Genomic DNA, 14,983 nt, shown 5'->3' with positions numbered 1-14,983 from the left:
AAGAACCCTCCTTGCCTCAGTCATACCTCTCATCAATGACCCGCTTCGTCTTCTTCTCGCTGCGGGGCAGAATGCCGATTTCCACGATTTTCACCAGCGGCGTGAAGCCAATCTTGCTCTTGACCGCCGCCGCAATCTTGCCTGCCATTTCCTGGAAGTTCACGCTGCCATTGGTTTCCACATAGATTCGCATGGTGTCCTTGCCGTCCAGATGGGACAGGCGGATCTGGTATTCGCTGGAAAGTTCCGGGAAGCCTTCCAGCACTTCCTCGATCTGCTTCGGAAATACATTGACGCCCTTGATCTTGATCATGTCGTCGCTGCGGCCGGAGATGATGTCGATGCGGGGGAACTTGCTGCCGCAGGGGCACTCCCCGGGAATGATGCGGGAAATATCATGGGTGCGGTAGCGGATGAGGGGCGCACCTTCCTTGACCAGGGTCGTGATGACAATCTCGCCGAATTCCCCGTCAGGCACATTTTCCCCGGTCTTGGGGTCGATGATTTCCAGATACACATAATCATCCCAGATGTGCATACCCGTGTCATACTTGCAGTTGATGCCGATGCCAGGCCCATAGATTTCCGTAAGGCCATAGATGTCATAGAGCTCAATGCCCAGCTCCGTGGAAATCCTGTCACGGATTTTCTTGCCCCAGCGCTCAGAACCGATGACGCCTTTTTTCAGATGCACCTTGTCCTTGATGCCACGCTTCTCGATTTCCTCCGCCAAAAGCAATGCATAGGAAGAGGTAGCAGTGATGACAGTTGATTTCATGTCCATCATCATCTGGATCTGCTTGTTGGTATTGCCGGGGCCCATGGGCACCACCATAGCCCCTAGCTTCTCCGCTCCGTTCTGGAAGCCGATGCCTGCCGTCCAGAGGCCGTAGCCCGGCGTAATCTGGATGCGGTCACGATTCGTGATGCCGGCAAACTCGTAGCAACGCTTGAACATCTCCGCCCAGTCATCCACATCCTTGGCCGTATAGGGAATGATGACAGGAGTACCCGTGGTACCAGATGAGGAATGGATGCGCACCACCTCTTCCTCCGGCACTGCCATCAGTCCCAAGGGGTAAGCGTCCCGGAGATCCTGCTTCTGGGAAAAGGGCAGCTGCTGGAATTCCTCCACGCTCTTGACCCCCTGAATCCCTGCTTCCCTCAGTTTCTGACCGTAAAAATTGTTGACCTGAAGGAGCCTCTGTATCTGCTTGTCTACCTGCCGCAATTGCTTTTCATTGATTTTCATGACAAATTCTTCCCTTCCGTGTACCTGAGCGCCCTCTCATTAAGTTCATGGAACTTGGCAGGAACTTTTTCATGCAGGGCGGCTTCTATATCCTCAAGCTCCAGCCCCAGCTCTCCCGTCCGCACCGCTGCTCCCAGCAGCAGCACGTTGAGCACCTTCATGGACCCCAGTTCTTTAGCAGCAGCCTCGCTGTCAATGAGAGTGAGGTTCTTAACCGATTGCTTGAGATGCTGCAAGACTTCCTCCAGCGGATAAGACGAATCCCCAATCATGGTGCTTACGGGGAAAATGGGAGCAAGACTTGCCACCACCGTCCCCCCTTCCTTGAGGAAGGGCAGATGCCGCACAGCTTCCGCCAGCTCGAAGGCGATGATGATATCCGCCTTGCCCGGTGCAATCATGGGAGACTTCAAGCCTTCCCCAATACGCACATGGGAAAAGACGCTGCCGCCCCGCTGTGCCATGCCAATGGTCTCAGCCGTCTTCACCTCGAAGCCCTTCCTCATGGCAGCAGCCGCCATAAGCTTGGAGGCCAGAATGGTTCCCTGCCCCCCTACACCGCAGAGGATTATGTTCTTATTCATTCTTGCACCCCCCGTCGATAGCTCCTACAGGACATATCTGCTCACACAGGGTGCAGCCTGTACAGAGTGATGCATCGATAAAGGCTTTGCCATCCTTCAGAATAAGGGCCGGGCAGCCCAGTTCCCGAATGCACTTCTTGCAGCCAACACACTTTTCCGCCGCTACAGCAGAATGGCCCGCCGGCTTGGTGACGGCAATGCAGGGAGAACGGAAGATCACGGCCTTGACACCGGGTTCCTCAGCCACCCTTTGAATAGTATCCCGTGCCTGCGCAAAATCCAAGGGGTTCACAGTTTCCACTACAGTCAGGCCGATGGCCCGCAGGACCTTCTCGATGCTGACCTTCTCCACCACCTGACCCATGACGGTGCGCCCTGTGCCCGGGTGAGGCTGATGCCCCGTCATGGCTGTAGTGGAATTGTCCAGAACCACAAGGGTCATATCCGCCTGATTGTAGAATGCGTTGACTACTCCTGTCAGCCCTGCGGCAAAGAAAGTGGAATCTCCCACAAAGGCAAAGCATTTCGTTCCCTTGTCCAGATGCCCCACTCCCTGGGCTATATTGATGCCCGCCCCCATGCAGAGGCAGGTATCGCACATATCCAGAGGCATGGCATTGCCCAGGGTATAGCAGCCGATGTCACCGCAATAGATGGTCTTCTTGCCCTTCATGGCCTGCTTCACCGCATAAAAGGAAGCCCGGTGCGGGCAGCCCGCACATAGCACGGGAGGACGCACAGGCAAAGGAATATCTGCCGGCTTGGGCAAAGGCTCCTCTGAAAGTCCCAAGAAGGAACCTATGGCCCTGCCCACAGACAGCATGGTGTTCTCGCCTGCTGCGGCCATATCCCCTGTCAGCTTGCCACGGATTCTGACGTTTAAATGATGCTTGCCGCAAATCTGCAGCAGTGCCCGCTCGATGACGGGATCAAGTTCCTCGATGCAGAGCACTTCGTCCAGTCCCTCCAAGAACTGCAAAGCCAGTTCCTCCGGGAAAGGGAAGGGCATGGCCACCTTCAGCAGGCGCACGTGGTTCTCCTCGTCCAGGGAATCCAATGTATACATATAGCTGATACCGTGGGAGGCAATGCCCTTCCTGGCCGAGTTATCGCCATAGCTGCCGTTTTCCTTTTGGATTGCATTACGGGGATACTCCGACAGCACAGTTGTCAGTTCCTGGTTGCGCTGCTCAATGAGGCCGTGATTCTTCAAGGACAGTCGCGGGAAAATCACCCAGCGGGAGGAATCCTTTACAAAGCCCTCCATGGGCACGTCTTTGTACTCATCTGCGTCTTTGACCTGGATGGCTTCATAGCCGTGGTCCACCCGGGTGGTGCAGCGGAAAAAGACAGGCGTATGGTACTTCTCGGAAAAATCAAAAGCTTCCTGTATCATCTCGTAGGCTTCCGCCACCGAAGAAGGGTCAAAGACAGGCACCTTGGCAAACTGGGCAAAGGTCCTTGTGTCCTGCTCTGTCTGAGAAGAGATAGGACCGGGGTCATCTGCCACCATCACCACCAGGCCGCCTTTGACACCCACGTATTCCAAACTCATCAAGGGGTCAGAAGCGACGTTCAGCCCCACCTGCTTCATGGTCACCATGGCCCGGGCGCCGCTATAGGCCGCCCCTGCCGCCAGTTCCATGGCAGCTTTCTCATTGACTGACCATTCCACATAGATGCTGCCGGGGTTGCGCTTCGCCACAGTTTCCAGCACCTCAGTGGATGGAGTGCCCGGATACCCCGCCACCAGCCTCACACCTGCTGCCATGGCCCCCAGGGCAATTGCTTCATTGCCCATCAAAAATTCTCTGTGCATAATGCTCTCCTAAAATAATCACTTTCCTAAAAGACAGGAAAAATTTCACATTGCACTTCATTTATGTAAACTTAACACATACGATGTTTTCAGTATACCATTGATGACGAACTTTTGCACCTTTTCTTATGATGTTTCCTGCCAGGGCAAAAGAAAAACCGCCGCGAATAACGCGACGGCCAACTTCGCACACGAAAATGGCCTCCCGGTTAACGACTCCGGGAGGCCGTGCCTATGCAATATCCTTCTCAATCTTTTTGCATACTCAAATTCTAGCATTAATTTGTCATAAAATCCAGCACTTTGCAACGAAACTGCTACGATAGCTCTGCCGATAAAAAACATTGATTACTAGTACAACTGATTTTTAGGATTCCCCCGTAAATTATAGGCCTTACCTGCCCCGTGAAACGGGGAAGGGGGACCGCCGCTAGGCGGTGGAAGGGGCGAAGGTAACGTAACGGCTTCGATTCCCCCTTCCACCGGCTTCGCCGGTCCCCCTCCCCCGCAAGCGGTGGAGGTAAGACCTACTAGAAGCGTAGCTCTCCTAAATGTAAGAACTCACTAACCACGAGTATGTTTTCAATTCTCCGGGTCCAATTTGATATTGGTGATAATCCGCCCCAGGCGGATGCCGGCGATCCAGTTCCAAATCCACTTTATGGCCACCGTGAAGTTCGTGTAAGGCCCGGCCAGGCGGATGAGGTGGACGAAGAGCCAGGCACACCAGGCGAAGAAGCCGCTCATGGTGTGGCCCTTCCAGGACATGACCGCATCACCCTTGCCGATGGTGGCCATGGTGCCCAGGTCCTTGTAGTGCAGGGGCTCCAGATTGGTCTCTCCACGCACCAGCTTCATGATGTTCACCGCGCAGGCGGCTGCCTGCTGGGTAGCCACGGGAGCGATGGTGGGCAGGGGACGCTCCGTGCCGTGGCAGTAGTTGGCGCAGTCGCCGATAGCGAAGACGCAGTCGCTGCCCTTCACCCGCAGATACTCATCCACGATAACGCGCCCTGCCCTGTCTACCTCGCCGCCGCAGTTGGCGATGAAGGGCACAGCCTTGACCCCGGCTCCCCAGATAACTGTGGAGGAGGGAATCTCCGTGCCGTCCTTCAGCTTCAGCACATCTCCGTCGTAGCCGCTCACCTGAGCTTCCAGCCGCACATCCACGCCCTTTTTCCTGAGCACCCGCACGGTTTCCTGCTGCATATCCTCGGGCATCATGGCCAGCAGCTTGTTGGTGCCCTCCAGGAGAATGACCTTCACCTCATTGAAATCAAGATTGTGGAACTCCTTCTTCTGGATATTGATGAGCTCGATGAGCGCCCCTGCTTCCTCCACGCCGGTGGGGCCGCCCCCCACCACCACGAAGGTGAGCATCTTGCGACGGGTTGCCTCGTCATCCTCATGCTTGTTGGCCCGCTCGAACATGTGAAGCACATGGTTCCTGATGTGCAGGGCCTCCTGCAGGGACTTCATGCCGTAGGCGTGCTCTGCCACTTCCTTCATGCCAAAGAAATTGTTGGTGGCGCCGGCTGCCAGCACCAGATAGTCATAGCTGATCTCCCCGTGGTTGGTGAGGAGCACTTTGCGCTCCTGGTCTACCCCCTGGGCCTTGGCCATGAAGAACTCCACATTCTTGTTCTCACGGAAGAAATTGCGGATGGGATAAGCAATCTCCTCAGTGCCCAGCATGGCAGTGGAAAGCTGATACAGCAGGGGCTGGAACAGATGGTAATTGTGACGATCCACCAGGAGCACATCCACGTCCTCCCTGGCCAGATCCTTAGCCAGCTTGATGCCGCCGAAGCCGCCGCCTACTATGACTACTTTTTTCCTGTCTGCCATGAAAAAAACCTCCCAAACACCTACACAATCCAGAGAGTATACAAAAGTGAAAAATTTAACTTTAATATGTGAAAAATATTACTTACTCTGCTTGCTATATATAATATCATGTTTATGGCTTATTGCAAGAGGTAATTAACATATTTTCACAAATTTATTACTTTTTCCCACAAAAGCGTAACATTTCTACAGATTACTATTATTGGTTTATTTAACAACACAAATTGAAAAATCGTAGCAGATTTGCCTCTGCTACGATTTCAAACAGGTTAATTGTATTTAATTGTAGTAAAACTAACTAAAATTCAATAGCGTTTTCGCTTGACGGATGAAGGATAGCCCAGTTGTTCCCGGTACTTCATAACTGTGCGGCGGGAAATATCCATGTCCTTGGCCTTCAAAAGCTCGCAGAGCTTCTGGTCGCTCAGAGGCTTTCGGGGGTCCTCTCCCTTGATCAGCCGCTCCAGTTCTGCTTTCGCCTGACTGGCCAGGAAATCCTCCCCGCTGCCTGCCTTGCCCAACCCCGTCTGGAAGAACCCCTTGAGAGGCATGAGGCCTCCGGGAATCTCTGCGTACTTGTTGGCCACGGCACGGCTGACGGTGCTCTCATGGACCTCGATGGCCTCCGCCACTTCTTTCATGGTCAAAGGCTTCAGATAGGCAGGGCCTTTGTCCAGGAACTCCCGCTGCACCTGCACCAGTTCCTCCACCACCTTGCGGATGGTTTCCCGCCGCTGCTCGATGCTGTTGATGAGCCAAGTGGCAGCGCTCAGACGCTTCTTGATGTATTTCTGGGTATCATCATCGAAGGAAGCCGCCTGGCGGTAAAGATTGGTGATGTGTAGCTTGGGCACGTAGCTGTCATTGAGCCGCACCTCATAGCCCCCGTCCACCTTCTCGATGGTCACATCCGGGGTGATGTAGCTGGCATTTTCCGTGCCGTAGGTGCTGCCCGGCTTGGGATTCAGGGTCTTCACTATATCAACCGCCAGCTGCACATCCTCGGGGCTGGCCTTTTCGGCAGCAGCGATTTCCCTGATGCCCAATTCCGCCACCAGAGACAGATGCTTGTCTATGACAGCGGCCACCAGTCCCTCGTAGATGCCCTGGGCCTTTGCCTGTATGCGCAGGCATTCAGCCAGATCCCTGGCCCCCACCCCCAAGGGCTCAAAGGCCTGGACTCTTTCCAGCACCGCTAAGACCTGCGCCGCTTCGGTGCCCGTAGCCCTGGCGATTTCCTCCACCGGCAGGGTGAGATACCCACGGCTGTCAATGGACCCCACCATAAAGGTGGCAATAGAACGTCCAGCCTCGTCTTCCGGGGCAAAGGCAAACTCCACCTGCTGCAGCAGTTCCTGCTCCAGGGTCAGGCCCAAGGGAGCTGCGGCCTCCAGACCATGGTCCACATCGTCCGTGAAGTAGGCAGGTTCGCCCCCTCCCTCGTAGAGATAATCCGCCAAAGCGGAAATATCCTCCACGCTGAAGATATCTTCCTTGCTCTCAGCCCCCGCCCCATATTCCATTTCCAGGGTCGGGTTGTCAAGGTATTCCTGTTCCACCAGACTTCTGAGGTCCTGGGCGGAGAGCTGGAGTATCTTGATAGCCTGCTGCATCTCAAAAGTCATGGCAAGATGCTGGGATAAATTCATTTGCAGTGACTGTTCCATCAAGTACCTCCTTCTCTCCAAGTTAATGTTATACTCATGAGCAGTGAATTTTTACATTTAGAAAAACTACGCTCCTAGCAGTTTTTACCTCCACCGCTTGCGGGGGGCGCTTAAGCGCGGGAGCCCGGTGGGCTCCCTGGAGGGGGACCGGCGGAGCCGGTGGAAAGGGGGGGAATCGAAGCCGTCACGTTTCCTTCGCCCCTTCCACCACCTTCGGCCTAAAATATGCCACTGGCATATTTTAACCTTCCCCGTTTCACGGGGCAGGTAAGGCCTACGATTTACGGAGTAATCCTAAAAATCAGCTGTACCCACTGGTATTTCTAATCCTTACTTTTCAACAGACATGGCAGCAGCAAGTGCTGCGCCCAACCCGGATCCGCCGTTATCCAGCACCGTATCAACCTTGGCCGCATCCTCGCCCAAGAGCTCGGACAGGGCGCGCATGATATTCTCCTTCACGAAGGGCATCTTCTCATAGACAGAACCGTCCACGGCAATATGCTGCTGCTGCACGCCGTCCTTGCCGGACAGCTGCCAGATAATGCCCACGAAAGAAGCCGTCACCAGACGGGCGGAACGCACTACCACGGTCATGACCAGGTCGCGGACCTGCTCAGCCTCCTCGGCGGTGAGCTCACGGCCAGTCCTTTCCTTGACAATCTCCTGCACCTTAGTGCGGCCTGCGCTCTCGTCCTCCAGCATGCCGCTCATGTCGATGCTGGTGAAGCCATAGGCCTTGCCCTTCTCGTCCAAGAGCTCGGCCAGAGCCATGCCGAAGAGCTCGCCCATATAGCGGCCGGAAACCATCTTCTCCAGACGCTGCTCGCCGGGCTTCTCAGAAGCTTCGTCAAAGGCCGTGTCAAAGCGGTTGGGCACCAGCTTCATGAAGCCGCCGGACTCCAGATTGAGGATCATGGCCTTGTCTGCGCTGTCTGCATAAGGCTCCAGATAGCAGGTATTGTGGCCCGTAGCGTAGATGGAACCGATGTAGGTGCCGCCCTGCTTGTAGGCAGCGGAAAGAAGCACAGCCACCGTGTCGTTGATGACAGCGGCAGGCTTCACGTTCTCGATGCCACGGCGGTGCAGAGCCTCCAGCAGCAGGTCGTTCACCACCTTGCCCTCCACGCCCGGGGTGGCAAATTCCTTGGTCCAGATGATGAGTTTGGCATTGTTGAGGTCAGTCTGCTCAGAGGGGAAAGAGAAGGTGTGGCCCAGCAGGTACTGCTGCTCATGGTTACCCTCGATAGCCTCGTCGATGAGCTCTGCCAGCAGGTCAAACATCTGCTCGGCAGTGGAATCAGCGCCGATATAATCGTACTGCCCCTCAACCTTCAGAGGCTTGGCCACCTTCTTCAGAATCTCAAACTTGCCCTCGCCCTCCAGGCGGATCAGCAGCACGCGCACGTTGGTTCCGCCGAAATCCAGAGCCAGGTACTCACCCTTCTCCTTGCCGGAGGGCAGGCCCAGATAGGATTTCAGCATGCGCAGGGAGGATTCATCAGGATCAACCAGGCCTTTTTTCAGGTCATAGCGGAAGTCAGCCGCAATCATCTGCAGCTGCTCCTTGTCCACGGTGAATTCCTTGATGATGCTGTCATACAAATGCTTGTCAAATGCCATGATTTCTATCCCCTTTTTAATATTCTATAAAAACAAGGCTCAGCCCTGCTCTTCGGCAATTTCTTCCAGATAAGCCCAGCGCTCCATCAGATGCTCAAGCTCCTGCTGCAGTCGGCTTTCTTCCTTGCTGAGCTCATTCAGCCTGCCATAATCCGCCGCATTCTGGGCCATCTGCAGCTGGGTCACTTTCAGTTCCCCTTCCTTGCTGGCAATGAGGCCCTCAATCTCGGCGTATTCCTTCTGCTCCTTGAAGGTCAGCTTGCGGGCAGCCTTGGGTTTCTCAGGCTTTGGTTCAGCTTCCTGCTTTTCTTTCGGCTTGAAAACTGCTGCTGCTTCCTGCGCCGCTTCCATTTCCAGCTGTCTTTCCTTCCAGTAGCTATAGCCCCCGGGGTACATGGTGAGGGTGCCGTCTTCCCCGTAGGCAAAGACCTTGTCAGCCAGCCTGTCCACGAAGAAGCGGTCATGGGAAACAAAGATAATGGCGCCGTTGAAGTCGTCAATGAAGCTTTCCAGCACCGCCAAAGTCTCCAGATCAAGGTCATTGGTAGGCTCATCCAGCAGCAGCACATTGGGCGCTTCCATGAGGATACGCAGGAGATACAGCCTGCGCCGCTCCCCTCCGGAAAGCCGGGAGATGGGCGTCCACTGCAAATCCCCCGGAAAGAGGAACCGCTCCATCAGCTGGGTGGCAGAAATCCTGCTGCCATCTGCCAGCGTCAGGTAGTGCGCCCCTTCCTTGATGTACTCGATGGCCCGCAGCCGCTCGTCCATATCCCGGGCCTGCTGGGTGAAGTAGCCAATCTTCACTGTCTGGCCGATGGTCACAGTACCGGACGTGGGTGCCAGCCGCCCCGAAATGATATCCAGCAGGGTGGTCTTGCCCTGGCCGTTGCGGCCCAGGATGCCCACCCGGTCATTTCGAAGCACCGTATAGGAAAAGTCCTTGATATAGGTGACGCCCTCGAACTCGTGGTGGATATGCTCCAGCTCAATCACCGTGCGGCCCAGACGGCTGCCTGCCAGCCCTATCTGCACTTCGCCCCTGTCCAGGTCAACTTTCTGATTCTTGACCTCTTCGTAGCGCTCGATGCGGGCCTTTTGCTTGGTGGAACGGGCCTGTGCTCCCCGGCGCAGCCATTTCAGCTCATTCCTGAGGAAGTTCTGCCGCTTTTGCTCGCTGGCTTCCTCCCGCTGCAGGCGGGCTTCCTTCTGCTCCAGGTAGTCGGAGTAGTTGCCGGTGTAGGTGTAGGCCCTGCCCTTGTCCAGTTCCAGTATCTTGGTGGCTGTATGGTCAAGGAAGTACCTGTCATGGGTCACCATCAAGAGCGCCCCCTTGCGGGACTTCAGATACTCCTCCAGCCAGGCAATGGTCTCGCTGTCCAGATGGTTGGTAGGCTCGTCCAAAAGCAGCAAGTCACAGGGCTGGATCAGCGCCGAAGCCAGCGCCAGCCTTTTCTGCTGTCCCCCGGAAAGGTTGCCTGCCTTTTCACGATAATCCGTGATTCCCAGCTTCGTGAGCACCGTCTTGGCTGCCGCCTCCAGCCCCCAGCCTTCCTCAGCATCGATGACAGCGCTGTACCTGGCCAGCCGTTCCTGTATATTTTTATTCTCCGGCTGTTCCTCGATTTCCTTCAAAGCCAGCTCATAGCCCCGCAGAGCCTCCATCAGCGGCGTATAGCCCCGGAAGACCTCCGTCAGCACCGTATTCTCCGGCGTCAGTTCCTTGTCCTGGGCCAGGTACTCCAAGCGCAGCCCCTTCATGGTGGTCATGGTGCCATCGTCCACAGGCAGGAGCCCCGCCACTGCTTTCAGAAAGGTGGATTTGCCGGTACCATTTACCCCCACAATGCCTACTTTATCGCCCTCATCCAGGCTGAAATCAATTCCCGTGAAGAGCTCTTTCTCCCCGTAGGACTTGGTGAAATTCTCTACTGTAATGACCATTCTCGACCTCTAACGCACATTTAACATTCCCTACTATTTTAACTGTTTGCCTTTCATGGCGCAAGATAAACCCGCACCAATGCAACAAGTTACAGCATTTGTAATATATCTCCGTTACAATGAAACAATTTTTGCCCTTGCAGCAGGAAAAAAGCCTTGTGCTCAAGAATAAAAAGCTGATAGTTTCGCTAAACTTTCTATTCCCTAAGGAGGATTATCATGGACTTTCTGAAACTGGCCCAGGAGCGCTACTCCTGCAAGAAGTATGATCCTGCCAAAGCCGTGCCCCAGGAGATACTTGACAAGATCCTCAAGGCAGGACAGCTGGCTCCTACCGCCAAGAACAGCCAGCCCCAGCATGTCTACGTCATGCAGAGTGAGGAAGCCCTGCAGCTGGTAGACAGCCTGACTCCCTGCCGCTACGGCGCCCCTGTAGTGATGGCAGTGACCTACGACAGCACCCAGTGCTTTACCTATCCCGGCGACAAATACAACTCCGGCGCCGAAGATGCCAGCATCGTCGCCACCCATATGATGCTGGCAGCCAAAGCCGAAGGGGTGGACAGCTGCTGGCTGAACTTCTTCGACCCCGACAAGGCGGCAGAGGCCATGAAGCTGCCGGAGAATGAGACTGTAGTACTCCTGATGGATTTCGGCTACGCTGCCGAGGGCGTGCGCCCCACTCCCACCCATGAGAAAACCAAGCCCATAGAGGAACTTGTTTCCTACCGCTGATAATCTGCACGACAAAAACCCGGAGTCGATTGCGCTCCGGGCTTTTACTATGCCTGATATGATTTATCGTCAGCCAAAAATATGCGCTATCAGGCTGAACAGCCCCCAGATGAGCAGGATAAACCAGCTGGCGACGAAAAAGGTAGCCAGTCCCAGCGCCCAGGGCATATACCTGGCAAAACCCGCCGCCTTGGCCTCGCTGTCACGCAGCACATGATAGGGCAGCAGCTTCCGCAGCCCCTCCACTGCCATGGGCACAATCACCAGATCATCCATCATGCCAGCCAAAGGCAGGGCATCCGGCACCAGGTCCACAGGGCTGATAAAGTAAAGCAGCGCCGCCACCAGGAGCCCCTTGACGGACTTAGGGGTGTCCTTGTTCCTTAGGGCAATGAGCATCACGATAAAATCATGGCGAAACAGCTTCAGCAAAGCAAATATGCGTCCCATAGAGCATCTCCTCTTACTTGCAAAATCGAACTCCACTTGATGAATCCTTTTGCCATATTCTATGACTTTGGCATGGAAAAGGCAAGAAAAACGCCCGCTTTCACCAACCTGGAGTCCAAGTTCACAGAAGCCTCGAATCATGTTCTCACAGTCATAAGCTCCTTATCAAGGCAACGCCCCAGCCCCCGCCCAGCGGGGGCACTCCTGTCAGCTCCGCACCTTCTGCAACCCCTACTCTGCTGCCTCTTCTCGGGTCTCTTTCCACCGCTTCACCAGCCTGGCGGCCAGATTCACAGAAGCTTCGATACCGAATTTTTCCTTCAGCATATCCGCCACGGCCTTATTGGTATGGTAGTTGCCGGTATCCAGTTCCACCCACACCTGCTCCTCGATACCCTCGGTCTTCTTCTTCCGCCCAGAGCCGCGTTTGATGGCGAAAAGCTTGGAAGTGGGTTCCTCCTCTTCCATAATCTTGCGCAGAGCACGGACGCTCCTGATGCACATGCCCGTCAGCGCCACGATCTCCTCATTGCCCATGCCAGCCACAAGGAGCAGCATGGCAGCCGCCCGCTTGGAGAGAGTGGGCGGCATCAGGGTGCCCAGGAACTCCATGGTGGCAGGTACCCAGGCATCGAATTCGCCGGTGTAGCTATAGGCGATTTTATGCCGTCCAACTCTGTTTTTATACTTCTCCATATACTCCTCCTTACCAGGGATAAAGACTTTTTGTATTGCCATTGTCACACACAAGCTATATAATGTATAAAAAGGAGTGATATATATGGCACAAGCTACCCTCAGCGTCAGAATTGACCACGATGACAAGAAATACTTTGAAGAATTCTGCAACAATGCAGGTCTGAACGTATCTGTTGCCATCAACATGTTTGTCAAGGCAGTCATCAGAACCCAGCGCATCCCCTTCGAGATTGAGGCAGACCCCTTCTACAGCGAGAGGAATCTGAAGCGGCTCCGCAAATCCATAGCAGAAGTCGAAGCCGGCCATAGCACAGTCCATGAGTTAGTCGAGGTGGACTGACATGATACTTTCATGGTCTGATGATGCCTGGGACGATTATTGCTACTGGCAAAACCGGGACAGGAAAATCTTGAAACGCATCAACATGCTCATCAAAGACATCAAGCGAAATCAATACACCGGCATTGGCAACCCTGAGCCACTCAAGCATGACCTCAGCAGATACTGGAGCCGCAGGATTGATGACAAAAACCGCCTCGTTTACCACGAAAGGAGGCAGCATAAATGATTGACGAATTTGAGCACATAAAGTTTTTGGCTGACACCATCGCCGACAGCCTCCACCCTAAAAAAATTTACCTTTTTGGCTCTTTTGCCGAGGGAAGGAATACCGAAAGCAGTGACTACGATTTCTATGTAGTCATGCCTGATGATGACAAAAGGAACACATTAGACCTGATTGTGTCCGCTCAAAAATCCCTCCGCCATAAGAAACAGCGCGCCGTTGATGTCCTAGTCAATCGCTTTGACACCTTTAATTTATTAAAAGATTCTCCATTATCAGTTGAAAATGATGTAGCCACAAAAGGGGTACTGATTTATGGATAAGGCAATCGACCCTCATATCTGGTTAGCCCAGGCAAAAATCGAGCTAGAGGTTGCCAAGCATTTGGAGCAAGAATTCATTCCAAAACCATTGGAAATTATCTGCTTCCATGCCCAGCAAACTGCAGAAAAAGCTATCAAGGCTGTAATCTTAAACGATGCTACACAAAATTCTGTTGCCAAAACCCATGACCTTTCATTCCTATTGGATAGCATCGATAAGAACCAATATCCCTTTGAAGATGAGTTCTATGATTATGCCGATGAACTTTTCCCTTACAGCGTTGCCACCAGATACCCCAGTATGCTTCAAGACAACATCGACGAGTACAAAACCACCCAAGCACTGAGACATGCCGAAAAAATCTTGAATTGGGCCACAAAAGCAATCAATAAGGAATAAGTCTGTACCACAACATCTCCAGCAGCCATCTCTAAAGGATTATATCCCACAGAGATGGCCTTTTTCATAGCCAGTCTCTTCTTCAACGGTTAGCCTGAAGATAAAAGTCAAAAGTCTTGCTTAACCCTTCATCCAAACTTGTCTTAGCCTGCCAGCCGAAAGCACTGAGACATGCAACATCAGTAAGCTTCCGCTTCATGCCTTCCGGCTTATCCGTGTTATGGATGAAATTGCCTGTATAGCCCACCACTTTGGCAATGGCTTCATAATATTCGAAAAGCTCGGAGGTTGGCTCCTGCTCCTCCATAGTTTTCCTGAGTGCCCGGACGCTCCTGATGCACATGCCCGTCAGAGCCACAATTTCCTCATTGCCCATGCCAGCCACCAAGAGCAGCATGGCAGCCGCCCGCTTGGAAAGAGTGGGCGGCATCAGGGTGCCCAGGAACTCCATGGTGGCAGGTACCCAGGCATCGAACTCACCTGTGTGGCTATAGACGATTTTATGCCGCCCAACTCTACTTTTGTATTTTTCCATATACTCCTCCCTGCTTATTACACGCTTCTCATTCAACATTTTCTTGCATCATCATGTACCTGGAATCTCATGGCCAGCATCAGCAGGTCTTCCCTATGCTCTACGCTTAGACTTCGAAAAAGTTGCAGCAGATGTTGCTCGTCCTGCGGCAATTCCCCCTGGCCAGCAGGAAGCTCATACCCCAGAAGCCAGGCCAGCCTTCCCAAGTCGATTAATGCCGACAAGATGACTGACGAGGAGCTACGCCATCACCTACTGACCGGCTACCAGGAGGCCATCGAAGGCAAGGCCCTTTCTACCGTTGATGTATTTGCGGATTTTAATGCTTCAACGTCCCATCCGCATTAAAATATTTGATGTACAACTCACTATCCGACATATAAAAATTTTTGTTTATATATGCTTCTTTATCTTCGAATGTGTCAAAAAAAGACATTTCCATAGTAAGCGGTAAATAATACGGTGTATTTAAACTGTGCCTCCCATATGAGATAATTGACTAAAATCACTCACATGAAAAAGCTGAAAAAGTCATTTT

16 protein-coding genes are annotated in these 14,983 nt (G+C 53.6%); 5 read left to right on the top strand and 11 right to left on the bottom strand.

Features of this window, described 5'->3' with window-relative positions; all coding sequences use genetic code 11:
- Nucleotides 1–16 precede the first annotated feature (16 nt).
- The 8 genes from BLW59_RS13705 to BLW59_RS13675 form a co-directional block, all read right to left on the bottom strand.
- Nucleotides 17–1,252: a phenylacetate--CoA ligase family protein gene (locus BLW59_RS13705; protein WP_074698226.1), complete on the bottom strand. Its 1,236-nt coding sequence runs from the start codon at nt 1,250–1,252 to the stop codon at nt 17–19.
- Nucleotides 1,249–1,836: an indolepyruvate oxidoreductase subunit beta gene (locus BLW59_RS13700; protein WP_074698225.1), complete on the bottom strand. Its 588-nt coding sequence runs from the start codon at nt 1,834–1,836 to the stop codon at nt 1,249–1,251. Before BLW59_RS13700 ends, BLW59_RS13705 begins: the two co-directional genes overlap by 4 nt.
- Nucleotides 1,829–3,655: an indolepyruvate ferredoxin oxidoreductase subunit alpha gene (iorA, locus tag BLW59_RS13695; RefSeq protein ID WP_074698224.1), complete on the bottom strand. Its 1,827-nt coding sequence runs from the start codon at nt 3,653–3,655 to the stop codon at nt 1,829–1,831. The genes BLW59_RS13700 and iorA overlap by 8 nt, the downstream gene beginning before the upstream one ends.
- 61 nt (nt 3,656–3,716) lie before the next feature.
- Nucleotides 3,717–3,848, bottom strand: coding sequence for a hypothetical protein (locus BLW59_RS18185; RefSeq protein WP_318258602.1), 132 nt, complete (start codon nt 3,846–3,848; stop codon nt 3,717–3,719).
- Between the two features lie 389 nt (nt 3,849–4,237).
- Nucleotides 4,238–5,503: an NAD(P)/FAD-dependent oxidoreductase gene (locus BLW59_RS13690; RefSeq protein WP_074698223.1), complete on the bottom strand. Its 1,266-nt coding sequence runs from the start codon at nt 5,501–5,503 to the stop codon at nt 4,238–4,240.
- 305 nt (nt 5,504–5,808) lie between these two features.
- Complete coding sequence (gene rpoN / locus BLW59_RS13685) at nt 5,809–7,170, bottom strand: RNA polymerase factor sigma-54 (protein ID WP_074698222.1); 1,362 nt, start codon at nt 7,168–7,170, stop codon at nt 5,809–5,811.
- Between the two features lie 330 nt (nt 7,171–7,500).
- Nucleotides 7,501–8,793 carry a hexokinase gene (locus tag BLW59_RS13680; RefSeq protein WP_029540969.1) on the bottom strand — a complete coding sequence of 431 codons (1,293 nt, stop codon included), beginning with the start codon at nt 8,791–8,793 and terminating at the stop codon, nt 7,501–7,503.
- 39 nt (nt 8,794–8,832) lie between these two features.
- A complete protein-coding gene (locus tag BLW59_RS13675) occupies nt 8,833–10,737 on the bottom strand; it encodes an ABC-F family ATP-binding cassette domain-containing protein (RefSeq protein ID WP_074698221.1) in 1,905 nt (634 codons plus the stop codon).
- Between the two features lie 219 nt (nt 10,738–10,956).
- Between BLW59_RS13675 and BLW59_RS13670 the strand changes: the two genes are divergently transcribed.
- Complete coding sequence (locus BLW59_RS13670) at nt 10,957–11,472, top strand: nitroreductase family protein (RefSeq protein ID WP_074698220.1); 516 nt, start codon at nt 10,957–10,959, stop codon at nt 11,470–11,472.
- A gap of 69 nt (nt 11,473–11,541) precedes the next feature.
- On the opposite strand, the gene BLW59_RS13665 is transcribed toward BLW59_RS13670, so the two are convergent.
- On the bottom strand, nt 11,542–11,922 hold the full coding sequence (locus BLW59_RS13665; RefSeq protein WP_074698219.1) for a YkvA family protein: 381 nt from the start codon (nt 11,920–11,922) through the stop codon (nt 11,542–11,544).
- Between the two features lie 231 nt (nt 11,923–12,153).
- Complete coding sequence (locus BLW59_RS13660) at nt 12,154–12,618, bottom strand: hypothetical protein (protein ID WP_074698218.1); 465 nt, start codon at nt 12,616–12,618, stop codon at nt 12,154–12,156.
- 85 nt (nt 12,619–12,703) lie between these two features.
- Between BLW59_RS13660 and BLW59_RS13655 the strand changes: the two genes are divergently transcribed.
- From BLW59_RS13655 to BLW59_RS13640, 4 genes are read left to right on the top strand one after another with little or no spacing between them, the layout of a single operon-like run.
- Nucleotides 12,704–12,961 (top strand): type II toxin-antitoxin system RelB/DinJ family antitoxin, encoded by a 258-nt coding sequence (locus BLW59_RS13655; RefSeq protein WP_074698217.1) that lies wholly within the window; start codon nt 12,704–12,706, stop codon nt 12,959–12,961.
- Nucleotide 12,962: 1 nt separating this feature from the next.
- Nucleotides 12,963–13,190 (top strand): Txe/YoeB family addiction module toxin, encoded by a 228-nt coding sequence (locus BLW59_RS13650; RefSeq protein ID WP_074698216.1) that lies wholly within the window; start codon nt 12,963–12,965, stop codon nt 13,188–13,190.
- Nucleotides 13,187–13,510 carry a nucleotidyltransferase domain-containing protein gene (locus BLW59_RS13645; RefSeq protein ID WP_074698215.1) on the top strand — a complete coding sequence of 108 codons (324 nt, stop codon included), beginning with the start codon at nt 13,187–13,189 and terminating at the stop codon, nt 13,508–13,510. Before BLW59_RS13650 ends, BLW59_RS13645 begins: the two co-directional genes overlap by 4 nt.
- Nucleotides 13,503–13,910: a HEPN domain-containing protein gene (locus tag BLW59_RS13640; protein WP_074698214.1), complete on the top strand. Its 408-nt coding sequence runs from the start codon at nt 13,503–13,505 to the stop codon at nt 13,908–13,910. The genes BLW59_RS13645 and BLW59_RS13640 overlap by 8 nt, the downstream gene beginning before the upstream one ends.
- An 82-nt stretch (nt 13,911–13,992) precedes the next feature.
- Here BLW59_RS13640 and BLW59_RS13635 read toward each other — a convergent pair whose 3' ends face one another.
- Nucleotides 13,993–14,445, bottom strand: coding sequence for a hypothetical protein (locus BLW59_RS13635; RefSeq protein WP_139283684.1), 453 nt, complete (start codon nt 14,443–14,445; stop codon nt 13,993–13,995).
- Nucleotides 14,446–14,983 lie beyond the last annotated feature (538 nt).

Origin of the sequence: Selenomonas sp. KH1T6 (genome assembly GCF_900108415.1) — a bacterium.
GTDB classification, from domain to species: domain Bacteria; phylum Bacillota; class Negativicutes; order Selenomonadales; family Selenomonadaceae; genus Selenomonas_B; species Selenomonas_B ruminantium_A.
Note: the sequence above shows the minus strand (reverse complement) of the source record. Positions and strands in the feature narration are given on the sequence as shown.

Bases quoted from the DNA above. Each gene is read 5' to 3' on its own strand.
- BLW59_RS13705 (WP_074698226.1), bottom strand. From the start codon at position 1,252: ATGAAAATCAATGAAAAGCAATTGCGGCAGGTAGACAAGCAGATACAG.
- BLW59_RS13700 (WP_074698225.1), bottom strand. From the start codon at position 1,836: ATGAATAAGAACATAATCCTCTGCGGTGTAGGGGGGCAGGGAACCATT.
- iorA (WP_074698224.1), bottom strand. From the start codon at position 3,655: ATGCACAGAGAATTTTTGATGGGCAATGAAGCAATTGCCCTGGGGGCC.
- BLW59_RS13690 (WP_074698223.1), bottom strand. From the start codon at position 5,503: ATGGCAGACAGGAAAAAAGTAGTCATAGTAGGCGGCGGCTTCGGCGGC.
- rpoN (WP_074698222.1), bottom strand. From the start codon at position 7,170: ATGGAACAGTCACTGCAAATGAATTTATCCCAGCATCTTGCCATGACT.
- BLW59_RS13680 (WP_029540969.1), bottom strand. From the start codon at position 8,793: ATGGCATTTGACAAGCATTTGTATGACAGCATCATCAAGGAATTCACC.
- BLW59_RS13675 (WP_074698221.1), bottom strand. From the start codon at position 10,737: ATGGTCATTACAGTAGAGAATTTCACCAAGTCCTACGGGGAGAAAGAG.
- BLW59_RS13670 (WP_074698220.1), top strand. From the start codon at position 10,957: ATGGACTTTCTGAAACTGGCCCAGGAGCGCTACTCCTGCAAGAAGTAT.
- BLW59_RS13665 (WP_074698219.1), bottom strand. From the start codon at position 11,922: ATGGGACGCATATTTGCTTTGCTGAAGCTGTTTCGCCATGATTTTATC.
- BLW59_RS13660 (WP_074698218.1), bottom strand. From the start codon at position 12,618: ATGGAGAAGTATAAAAACAGAGTTGGACGGCATAAAATCGCCTATAGC.
- BLW59_RS13655 (WP_074698217.1), top strand. From the start codon at position 12,704: ATGGCACAAGCTACCCTCAGCGTCAGAATTGACCACGATGACAAGAAA.
- BLW59_RS13650 (WP_074698216.1), top strand. From the start codon at position 12,963: ATGATACTTTCATGGTCTGATGATGCCTGGGACGATTATTGCTACTGG.
- BLW59_RS13645 (WP_074698215.1), top strand. From the start codon at position 13,187: ATGATTGACGAATTTGAGCACATAAAGTTTTTGGCTGACACCATCGCC.
- BLW59_RS13640 (WP_074698214.1), top strand. From the start codon at position 13,503: ATGGATAAGGCAATCGACCCTCATATCTGGTTAGCCCAGGCAAAAATC.
- BLW59_RS13635 (WP_139283684.1), bottom strand. From the start codon at position 14,445: ATGGAAAAATACAAAAGTAGAGTTGGGCGGCATAAAATCGTCTATAGC.